Origin of the sequence: Ectobacillus panaciterrae DSM 19096, from assembly GCF_000430785.1 — a bacterium.
Classification (GTDB): domain Bacteria; phylum Bacillota; class Bacilli; order Bacillales; family Bacillaceae_G; genus Ectobacillus; species Ectobacillus panaciterrae.
Window position 1 is genome coordinate 67,525 of sequence record NZ_AUMR01000033.1, and the last position, 9,788, is coordinate 77,312.

13 protein-coding genes are annotated in these 9,788 nt (G+C 42.3%); 11 read left to right on the top strand and 2 right to left on the bottom strand.

Annotated features, from left to right (window positions below; translation table 11 throughout):
- Nucleotides 1-43 precede the first annotated feature (43 nt).
- From H540_RS29420 to H540_RS0110165, 5 genes are all read left to right on the top strand, one after another.
- Nucleotides 44-508 (top strand): DUF1259 domain-containing protein, encoded by a 465-nt coding sequence (locus H540_RS29420; protein ID WP_028400556.1) that lies wholly within the window; start codon nt 44-46, stop codon nt 506-508.
- A gap of 164 nt (nt 509-672) precedes the next feature.
- The gene (sleB, locus tag H540_RS0110150) at nt 673-1,362 is read left to right on the top strand and encodes a spore cortex-lytic enzyme (protein ID WP_425388099.1); all 690 of its coding nucleotides are present in this window, start codon (nt 673-675) and stop codon (nt 1,360-1,362) included.
- Nucleotides 1,363-1,376: 14 nt separating this feature from the next.
- Nucleotides 1,377-2,717 (top strand): germination protein YpeB, encoded by a 1,341-nt coding sequence (gene ypeB / locus H540_RS0110155; protein WP_028400558.1) that lies wholly within the window; start codon nt 1,377-1,379, stop codon nt 2,715-2,717.
- A gap of 25 nt (nt 2,718-2,742) precedes the next feature.
- Entirely contained in the window at nt 2,743-3,333 is a 591-nt protein-coding gene (locus H540_RS0110160) for a YhcN/YlaJ family sporulation lipoprotein (protein WP_081415092.1), read from the top strand.
- 269 nt (nt 3,334-3,602) lie between these two features.
- Nucleotides 3,603-4,415, top strand: coding sequence for a cobalamin-binding protein (locus H540_RS0110165; protein ID WP_028400560.1), 813 nt, complete (start codon nt 3,603-3,605; stop codon nt 4,413-4,415).
- 110 nt (nt 4,416-4,525) lie between these two features.
- Here the strand turns inward: H540_RS0110165 and H540_RS33110 are convergent, their stop codons facing one another.
- On the bottom strand, nt 4,526-4,678 hold the full coding sequence (locus tag H540_RS33110; RefSeq protein ID WP_155890999.1) for a hypothetical protein: 153 nt from the start codon (nt 4,676-4,678) through the stop codon (nt 4,526-4,528).
- A 149-nt stretch (nt 4,679-4,827) separates the two neighbouring features.
- Here H540_RS33110 and H540_RS0110175 point away from each other — a divergent pair, with 149 nt between their 5' ends.
- From H540_RS0110175 to H540_RS0110190, 4 genes are all read left to right on the top strand, one after another.
- Complete coding sequence (locus H540_RS0110175) at nt 4,828-5,193, top strand: carboxymuconolactone decarboxylase family protein (RefSeq protein ID WP_028400561.1); 366 nt, start codon at nt 4,828-4,830, stop codon at nt 5,191-5,193.
- 70 nt (nt 5,194-5,263) lie between these two features.
- Nucleotides 5,264-6,175: an NAD(P)/FAD-dependent oxidoreductase gene (locus tag H540_RS0110180; RefSeq protein ID WP_028400562.1), complete on the top strand. Its 912-nt coding sequence runs from the start codon at nt 5,264-5,266 to the stop codon at nt 6,173-6,175.
- An 89-nt stretch (nt 6,176-6,264) separates the two neighbouring features.
- The gene (locus H540_RS0110185) at nt 6,265-6,834 is read left to right on the top strand and encodes a phosphate propanoyltransferase (RefSeq protein WP_028400563.1); all 570 of its coding nucleotides are present in this window, start codon (nt 6,265-6,267) and stop codon (nt 6,832-6,834) included.
- A gap of 214 nt (nt 6,835-7,048) precedes the next feature.
- The gene (locus H540_RS0110190; RefSeq protein ID WP_028400564.1) at nt 7,049-7,675 is read left to right on the top strand and encodes an NUDIX hydrolase; all 627 of its coding nucleotides are present in this window, start codon (nt 7,049-7,051) and stop codon (nt 7,673-7,675) included.
- A gap of 110 nt (nt 7,676-7,785) precedes the next feature.
- Here H540_RS0110190 and H540_RS35145 read toward each other — a convergent pair whose 3' ends face one another.
- Nucleotides 7,786-8,304, bottom strand: a complete 519-nt coding sequence (locus tag H540_RS35145) for an SH3 domain-containing protein (protein ID WP_051317054.1) — start codon at nt 8,302-8,304, stop codon at nt 7,786-7,788.
- A 176-nt stretch (nt 8,305-8,480) separates the two neighbouring features.
- On the opposite strand from H540_RS35145, the gene H540_RS29435 reads away from it, so the two are divergent.
- Nucleotides 8,481-8,915 carry a hypothetical protein gene (locus tag H540_RS29435; RefSeq protein ID WP_051317055.1) on the top strand — a complete coding sequence of 145 codons (435 nt, stop codon included), beginning with the start codon at nt 8,481-8,483 and terminating at the stop codon, nt 8,913-8,915.
- A 155-nt stretch (nt 8,916-9,070) separates the two neighbouring features.
- The gene (locus tag H540_RS29440) at nt 9,071-9,460 is read left to right on the top strand and encodes an alpha/beta fold hydrolase (protein WP_051317056.1); all 390 of its coding nucleotides are present in this window, start codon (nt 9,071-9,073) and stop codon (nt 9,458-9,460) included.
- Nucleotides 9,461-9,788 lie beyond the last annotated feature (328 nt).

Consider the following 9,788-nt stretch of genomic DNA (forward strand, 5'->3'; position numbering starts at 1 on the left):
AAAATAAAGATAATAAAAGTAAAAACAGCAAGGAGAGATCACGATGTTACGAAAAATAGCAGTATGTTTCATCGTTTTTTTAACTCTTATTCCGAGTAACAGCTTTGCCGCAAATGAAGACAAGTGTCAGTCTTTAAAGCCCATATTCGGGGATAAAGTAGAATTTGATGATGGGGTATGCCGAGTGGAGGTTGCGAGAAAAGAATTAAAGGTCAAGCATATGGGACATATTTTATCGCCGGAAATGATGGAGCTTGAGTTAAATGCAAATTTTCAAACAATCGGCAAGCAAACATATGTGATGGGAGAATTTGCGCTTTTGGAAAATGAAGTACAGCCTGTCGTGGATGCGTTGCGCAGTGCCGGTGTAGAGGTTTCAGCAATCCATAACCATATGATTGGCGAACAGCCGCACATGATTTACCTTCATTTTCAAGGCATGGGTGATGCACAGAAGCTCGGTACAGGCGTGAAACAAGCGATGGAAAAGACATCACATTCTCTTTAAAGGAAGCCAGGCACATACATAGCCTGGTTTTTTTTGTTTTCTTTACATAAAACCTCATCTTTTACAAAAAAATACCTGTATAACGACTGAAATAGTTAGGAGGCTTACGTATGCAGAAACATACTTTCTTCAAGGCGCCGCTTATCGTTCTTTTCTCTTCTGTTATGTTTTTAGCAAGCAGCGGGCAAGGAAAGGAAGTGCAGGCGTTCACGAATCAAGTAATTCAAAAAGGAGCCGTCGGAGAAGATGTCATTGAACTGCAATCTCGTCTGAAATACAACGGCTTTTATACAGGTAAGGTAGATGGTGTGTTTGGATGGAGCACATATTGGGCGCTGCGGAATTTTCAAGATAAATTCGGTCTTCCTGTTGACGGGATCGCAGGCCAAAAAACGAAGGAAAAGCTTGTTAAAGCAACAAAGTATGAAAAACCGAGCTCGTCAGGCAATACAGCGAACAACGCACCTAAACCGCAGGGCACCAACGTTCCAAATGGTTACTCCCAAAACGATATTCGGCTCATGGCAAATGCGGTATACGGAGAATCACGCGGTGAGCCGTATATCGGTCAAGTTGCAGTTGCGGCAGTTATTTTGAACCGTGTGAGCAGTCCTTCCTTTCCGAAAACGGTAGCGGGTGTCATTTTTGAGCCAAGAGCATTCACGGCAGTCGCCGATGGACAAATCTATTTAACCCCAAACGAAACGGCGAAAAAAGCAGTGCTGGATGCCATTAACGGTTGGGACCCGACTGGAAACGCCATTTATTATTTCAACCCTGATACTGCGACAAGCGGCTGGATTTGGAGCCGTCCGCAAATTAAAAAAATCGGCCGGCATATTTTTTGCCGATAGAAGGGGCGTGCAAGATGCTTAGAGGTTTATTAATTGTTGCGTTAACGATTGTAGTAGCAGGGACAGGTTATTGGGGGTATTTAGAGCACCATGAGAAAAACGCCGTGTTGATTCATGCGGAAAACAACTATCAGCGTGCCTTCCATGAGTTAACATATAAAGTTGATTTGCTGCATGATAAAATCGGAACGACTTTAGCCATGAATTCAAGAACATCTCTTTCTCCGGCACTTGCGGAAGTGTGGCGCATTACGTCTGAAGCACGTTCCAATGTGGGGCAGCTGCCGCTTACGCTGTTACCTTTTAATAAAACAGAAGAATTTTTAGCAAATATCGGAGACTTCAGCTATCGGACTGCCGTTCGGGATTTAGAAAAAGAGCCTTTGAACAATCAGGAGTATGATACGCTTCAAAAGCTGTATACAAGGGCAGCGGATATCCAGGGTGAATTGCGAAATGTGCAGCATTTAGTGCTGAAAAACAATCTGCGATGGATGGACGTGGAACTCGCTCTCGCGGCAGATCATAAGCCCTCTGACAACACCATTATTGATGGTTTTAAAACGGTAGAGAAAAATGTCAATTCCTATACGGAAGCCGATTTCGGACCAACGTTCACAAGCTTTGAGAAGGAGCGAAAAGGGCTTTCACGTATAGAAGGGAACAAAATTACAAAAGAACAGGCGAAGGAAATTGCTCGAAACTTTCTTGGATTAAAAGGTTCAGAGCAAATAAAAGTAGAAGAAACAGGCCAAAAGAAAAAAGACCGTTATTACAGCTTAACTATTGCACAGCCAAACACGAAAAGCGACACGTACATGGATATTACGGAAAAAGGCGGCTATCCCGTTTGGGTCATTAACAATCGTGACATTCAAGGGCAAAAAATAGATTTAAACACAGCTGCTGCCAACGGATTAAAGTTTTTAAAACGCAATAAGTTTCAAAACATGGAGCTGTATGAAAGCTCCCAATATGATTCTGTCGGCGTATTTACATATGTGACAAACATAAACGGGGTAAGGATTTATCCTGAATCTGTGAACATGAAAATCGCGCTTGATGACGGAAGCGTTGTCGGCTTTTCTGCAAAAGATTATTTAGCGTCTCATGCAAAACGTTCTATCCCAAAACCTAAGCTGTCAGCGGCAGAAGCACGGAAGAAAATCAATCCGAACTTAAAAGTAATGGAAGAGCGCCAGGCTATGATTGTAAATAATTTGAATAAAGAAGTGCTTTGCTACGAATTTGTCGGGACGCTTGGCAATGACACATATCAAATCTTTATTAATGCAGATACCGCTATGGAAGAACAGGTGAAAAAACTACAAAATGTGGAAGCGAAATACGATTGACCCATCCACATAAGGAGGCGCAACCTTGAGAATTCTCATTTTTTTATTCGCCGTGCTCGTTTTTGCAGGCTGCGGACCGAAAACAGAGCATCAAAAAATAGCTTATGGTGATCACAAAACGGTCCGTGTAAAAAATACAACATATAAACCTGAAAAGTATAAGTCAAATCCGCGGGCCGCAGACCATTTAGCGAAACTGGCATCTAGCATCCCGAATGTAAAAGATGCAAAGGCAGTAGTAATCGGCCCATATGCAATCGTTGGGATTGATGTAAACGCAAAATTGGATCGTACCCGCGTAGAATCCATAAAGTATACAGTGGCAGAAAGCATCAAGCATGACCCGCACGGAGCAAGTGCAGTAGTCATTGCGGATGTCGACACCTACCAAAGAATCAAAGAAATGGGCAAACAAATTCAAAAAGGGCGCCCGGAAGGCGTCATGGAAGAATTTGCAGCCATTATCGGCCGTGTTATGCCGCAAGTTTCAAAAGATATACTAGAACACAAAAATACAGAACCGACAAAACGAAACGACAAACAACTGCCTAAGGACGAAAAGAATGAACTGAAGAAAGAACAGGAAGATCAGTCGAATGACCAAATGAAAAAATAATACAAGAAGCGTTTGGATGGTCTTTTCCAAACGCTTTTTTTGTTTATATCGTTTCGCATCCCAGTCAAAAAAGGATTTATATATTTATTGTAGAACTATAACATTCGTGTGATTCGGCGCTTATTCCAAAGAATCTTTATATGGTGCAGAAAGGGATTTATTTTAGGCAAGGGTCATGCTTCTGTAGGCGGGAAGGTAATTGTAAGAGCCAATGAAATTTTGATATATGCACCTAGTGCAATCCAGTAAAGAAACGCAGGTGATAAAACATGAAAATCGTTTCTCTCTGTCCGAGTAATACAGAATTGGTCGCCTATTTAGGCTGCCTAGACAAATTAGTCGGCGTTGACGATTACTCCGATTGGCCGGCTGAAGTGCATGGCCTGCCCCGTTTAGGCCCAGATTTACATATTGATATGGAAAAGGTTGAGGAATTAAATCCGGATTTGGTTATCGCATCTTTAAGCGTGCCGGGAATGGAGAGGAACATCGCCGAGCTCGAAAAAAGAAAGCTGCCGTATATTGTGCTGAATCCCAACTCGCTTGAGGAAATCGCCAAAGATTTGCTGGCATTAGGAGATGCCTTGGATGTAAGGAAGCATGCAGAAAAAGCAGTTCATGAGTACAACGCTTGTATTGAGCAATACCGAAGCATTGCGGACTCTATCGCGATAAAGCGTACCTTGTATTGGGAATGGTGGCCGAAGCCTGTGTTTACGCCAGGCAAACCCAACTGGCTCACTGAAATCAGTGCACTTGCCGGCGGCTTGAATGTGTTTGCAGATAAAGAGGATCCTAGTATTCAAACTGACTGGGAAGAAGTGAAAAGGAAAAACCCTGATCATATTTGTTTAGCGTGGGTCGGTGTGCAAACTAACAAAGTAAATCCTTCGGCTGTGCTAAAAAGACCGGGATGGCCGGATATGCACGCTGTTCAGCTCAATCAAATACATGTGTTAGAAGAATGGCTGTACTGCCGTCCTTCTCCGCGTCTGCTCGTTGGATTGAAGAAGCTTGCTGCATTGATTCATCCTGAACAGTACCCGGCATTTGATGGTGTTGATCCTTTGCTGTCCAGGTAAGCTGTTAGAGCTGTTTACTTATTCGGCTTCATTAACATCACATTTTTTATACTGAACGTATACGATAGAGATTTTATATTTCCACAAATAACACCCGCGGCTTGAGGGAATCAGCCGCGAGTGTTATTTTCCTTGCGTTCATGTGCAAGCGGCTCTTCCTCCTGGGAGCGGCGTTTCTTTGCGTGCGCATGAGCAGAAAGAGAATCCGATCCGCTTGTATATGCATCGGTTAATGCTTCTGAAATCCACTCTTCATTTTTCAAACCGTTTCACCTCCATTAGAAGTACAAACTTAATATGTCTTAAAGAGCGTTTCCTATTCTCATCCGAATTTTTCAATCTCATAACATACAATTTCCATTTCAAAGCATACTAAGGCGTGATAAGAAATTATTGAAACGGAGTGAGTCGTTTGGAACAGCAATTTCAAAGTTCTGTCGAACAGTCATTGTATCACTACAAAGAAGGACTAGGAAAATTTACGCAAAAGACGCCTGAAATCGCTCAAGCTTATAATGCATTTACAGAAGCATGCTTCAGCGAAGGAACGCTGACACAGCGTGAAAAACAGCTGATTGCGCTCGGCATTAGCTTAGCTACGCAAGATGAGTATTGTACGATTTACCACACAAAAGGCTGTATCGATCAAGGGTGCTCCGAGGAGCAAATTTTAGAAGCATGCGGCGTTGCAGCTGCATTTGCTGGCGGAGCGGCTATGAGTCAAGCGGTTACAATTGTGCAGGAATGCGTGAGCGAACTGCAGCAGCAACGGCATTAACCGGAAAAACTCCTTCAGCCTTTTGAAGGAGTTTTCTGTTCACACATCATCCACGAAAAGGTGAAAAGTTATGAACGCAATATATGATTGTCTCATTATCGGCGGCGGAATTGCCGGCCTGCAAGCAGCGATTCAGTTAGGAAGATACAAGCACAGCGTACTCATATTGGATTGTAACGAAGGGCGCTCTGTGCTTTGCAGAAGCTATCATAACATGTTAGGCTGGCCGGATGGGATAAGCGGCGAGTATTTAAGGAGTTCAGGAAAGAAGCAAGCCCAAACATACGGTGTTGTATTTGTAGAAGATTTCGCAACCGGCATTGAACGTTGCGGAAGCGGCATGTTGATTAAAACAAAAAAGCAAGCGGAATTCAAGGCGCACACAGTTTTGCTCGCAACCGGCGTAAAGGACAGAATACCTGATATAAAAAACCTAAAAGCGTGTTTAGGCATCAGCATATATATTTGTCCAGACTGCGACGGGTATGAAGTCTCCAATAAAAAAACCGTTGTGCTCGGTTCCGGAAACACAGGGGCAAAATTAGCTGCTGTCCTAACATACTGGACGGATGATATTACGTATGTGAATCATGACAAAGAAAAAGTAGATCCCGCTATATTAAATGAACTGAAAACTAAAGGCATTGCCTATATAGAAGATGCAATCATAGAAGTTGATATAGCTTCGCCTTCTCTTATACGAGGTGTGTTGCTCGAAAGGGAAGGTTATGTACATGCTGAGCGGGCATTTATCGCATTTGGCGGGAATCAGGTGCGCACGAAATTAGCAGACTCGCTAGGGATAGAGCTGAATGAGAAACAGCACGTCATGGTGAATGCTAGAACGAAAGAAACATCTGTAAAAGGCGTATGGGCAGCCGGTGATATTGTGAACCATTCAGAACAAGCAACGATTGCAATGGGAGACGGATCCCAAGCCGCCATTTGGATCCATAAAAGACTTATGGATTCAGACTCATAAGATGAATGCCTAAAGAACATAGCTGATTATATGTATAGAAGCTAAACTAACAATAACACAAATAAAGCTGTGATATAGGAGAGATGAGGATGAATGGAATTCCAGTAGGTGTATCCAATCGACATGTGCATGTAAAAGAAGAGCATCTTCAACAGCTTTTCGGAACAGATTACAAACTGAAAGTACTTAAAGAACTGTCTCAGCCCGGTGAATTTGCCGCGGAAGAAACTGTTACAATCCGTACGCAAAAGTCAGAAATTAAAAATGTTCGTATTTTAGGTCCTGTTCGCAGCATCACGCAAGTTGAAATATCCAAAACAGATTCCTTTACCCTCGGTATAAAACCGCCTGTTCGGCCTTCTGGAAAGATTGAAGGAACACCCGGGCTCACCATCATCGGGCCGCAAGGGGAAGTTGAAATTCCAAACGGAGTCATCATAGCCCAGCGGCACATCCATATGACTCCGGATGATGCGAAATCCTTTGGCGTAGATGACGGGCAATATGTGAGCATAAAAACAGCCGGCGAAAGAGGATTAATATTTGACAAAGTGTTAATTCGCGTGAAAGATACATACGCTCTTGATATGCATATCGATACGGATGAGGCAAATGCAGCTGGCCTAAAGTCAGGAGACACAGTTGAACTTCTTGCATAATAAAAAATGAGGCTGATGACAGAGATCATCAGCCTCATTTTTTATTAAGGATTATCTAAATTATGTTCCAGAATATACACGCAAATGAAGGAAGCTCCTCCATGTATGAAGAAATGATTTGTATGAACCCCTTAGCTAACACTTGAATTCGGGTTCCCTTGGCTGAACTGATAGAAGGCTTGAGGTGCGAAAGAAACATACTTGAGGTGAAAAAATGGACATTGAAAAGCTGATAGCAAAACTAAGCGCCCGAACTCCCGCTATTTTAGGAATGGAACAGTTTTCAAAATTTGCGGTGCTTTTGCCGCTCATAAAAAAAAATAACGAAATACACATTCTATTCGAAGTCAGGTCTGCTAATTTAAGAAGACAGCCTGGTGAAATTTGTTTTCCAGGCGGAAGAATTGATGAAAGCGACAAAAATCCGCAGCATGCGGCTATTCGCGAAACATCAGAAGAATTAGGATTGCCTAAGAGCGCCGTTACAAACGTTTTTGCATTAGACTATATGGTTTCGCCGTTTGGCACAATCATTTACCCTTATGTCGGAGTGATTGCAGATTCTTATGAAATACAACTAAACCCATCTGAAGTGGGAGAGATATTTACCGTACCTCTTACACAACTCCAAATAGAAAAGCCCGCCATTTATAAAACCAATTATAAAGTGGAACCGGAACAAAACTTTCCTTTTGATTTAATTGCGGGAGGAGAAAATTACAATTGGCAAACTCGAAGCATGAATGAATATTTTTATCATTATGAAGGAAAAGTCATTTGGGGATTGACTGCAAGAATTTTAAAGCACTTTTTAGATGTGCTGGGTGAAAGGTATTCTTAACTGTTTTAATGCTTGTTTCGTGGTTTTGCAGCGTCGTGCTGTCATATGCTCATAAATACAGGCAGCAGGCTGATGGTTGTATTCATCAGCCTGCTGTTATAAAACTTCTATTAAACACGCACAACATAAGCCCCTGAAATCCACTGATCCGTCCCAATCTTATACCAGCCATCTACGTAATCAAATGTTTGATATATCTCGTTTTGTTTGATTTGCTTTACAATAGAATACTTAACGTCTGGTCCTGTTCTTACATTTAAAGCTTCTGCTGTTACTTTTACCCTATAATATGGTTTAAAAGCAACATATGAAGGATTTGCCGAACACCACTCATTCCCGCCAAGGTTGTAAAAACCATTTACCGCTTCTCCTGCTTTCATCACACGAATGACAGTGTATTGCATGCCCGGACCGCTTCGAAGATTCAGATCCGTCAACAGCTTGATTTCTCCTGCCGGCCCTTCACCTTTTATGCCAAACAAATTGTCCCCATTCACAGCAAGATCGGATTTCCCCCAGCCGCTTTCCAAAATAGCTTGTGCAATCGTTAAGGAAGCAAGAATTTTGGAATTTTTCATGCTTATGACAGCGTACGCTGCGATTGTATCAATAAATTGCTGATTATCCATTCGGTCACCTCTTATATAGTAACTTGCAAATACAATGCCGCTCATTTGCCGGGTACCATTGTATGTAAAAAGAGGCTTGCATGATTGGACAAGTATACAACCTTTTGCGAAAGAATTTGTGTGGTATGAATCAGTGGAAATTTGGACAGAACAGACAGTGACAAGGAGGGAATAGAATGGAAAAAAGCAAGTGGATGTACGTTATCGCGGCAACGGCAATTTTATCTGTTACAGGCTGTAATGCTAAGAACGAAATCAGTCAGCCAGCTCCGCAAAAAGAGGCAGCAGAGGTAAATGCTACAGATCAAACTGAAATTATTAACGGTATCAAAGACGTCATGCAAGAGGTGCAAAGGCTGGATGAGTATTTAAAGACAGCTGCCGGGCAAGACGCAATCAACAAATTCGGCAAAACCATTGCTCAAAAGTGGGACGAATTCGAAGGTGAGGTAGAGAACCGATATCCGGATCAGTATAAAAAGATTGAGGATAACTTATACCCGCTCATTGCAGAAACAGGCAAGCCAACACTCGATGTACAAAAAATAAAAGACTTAGTGCAGAAGGTGCAGCAAGATCTTACAGCTTTTTTAAAGCAATTGCAGAAATAACACCTCAGAACCCCAGCTGATGACAGCTTGGGGTTCTATCGTTTTACATAGGATGTATGTTCGTTATATACAACTATTATTGTTGGAAAACTCCTGTAAGCAAATGTTATTCTAGTTTGTAAGGATATACATAAAAGGATAGGAGCTGAATCAATATGAATACAAAAACACTTGCGTTACCGAATGCAACTATATCATACGCAGACGAAGGAAATGGAGAGCCGATTGTATTGTTGCACGGTTTTTGCGGCAGCCATGCTTACTGGGAAAAGGTAATTCCTGAGCTGGCAAAAAATTGCCGTGTTATCGCTCCTGATCTTCGGGGACACGGAAAATCGAGCGTTACAGAGAGTGATTACTCCATTCAAGATATGGCAGAGGATATAAAACACCTGTTGGACAAGCTCGAGACAGACAAAGCTACCATATTTAGCCATTCCTTAGGCGGATATATCGTCCTTGCTTTTGCTGAGCGTTACAGCGAACGGCTTAAAGGATTTTCACTCGTTCACTCCACTGCCTATCCGGATTCAGAGGAGCTGTGAACAGTTGATTTTATTTCGTATAAAATCGTAAAAAACTATATAAAACCGTGACCTTTAGGCTTGTATAGTCTGTTCCTTGCTTTCAAGCCCCAGTGAGTGTAGCAGCAGAAAACTGTTTCAGCACGATGAACTACGTTGGCGAGTCAGGTCAAGACACACCGTCAGATGCTTCGCTAGTCTGCCGCTCTGTGAGTTTCACTTTACGACCGTTCTCTAGGTCATGAGAACCAACACGGTGAAACATGTCCTCTCGTTGACATGGGCAAAGCGAACCATACCCGAAAGGAGTTTGGTCAGAGATGACTGCTTATTGTTTTGTGGTAGACAA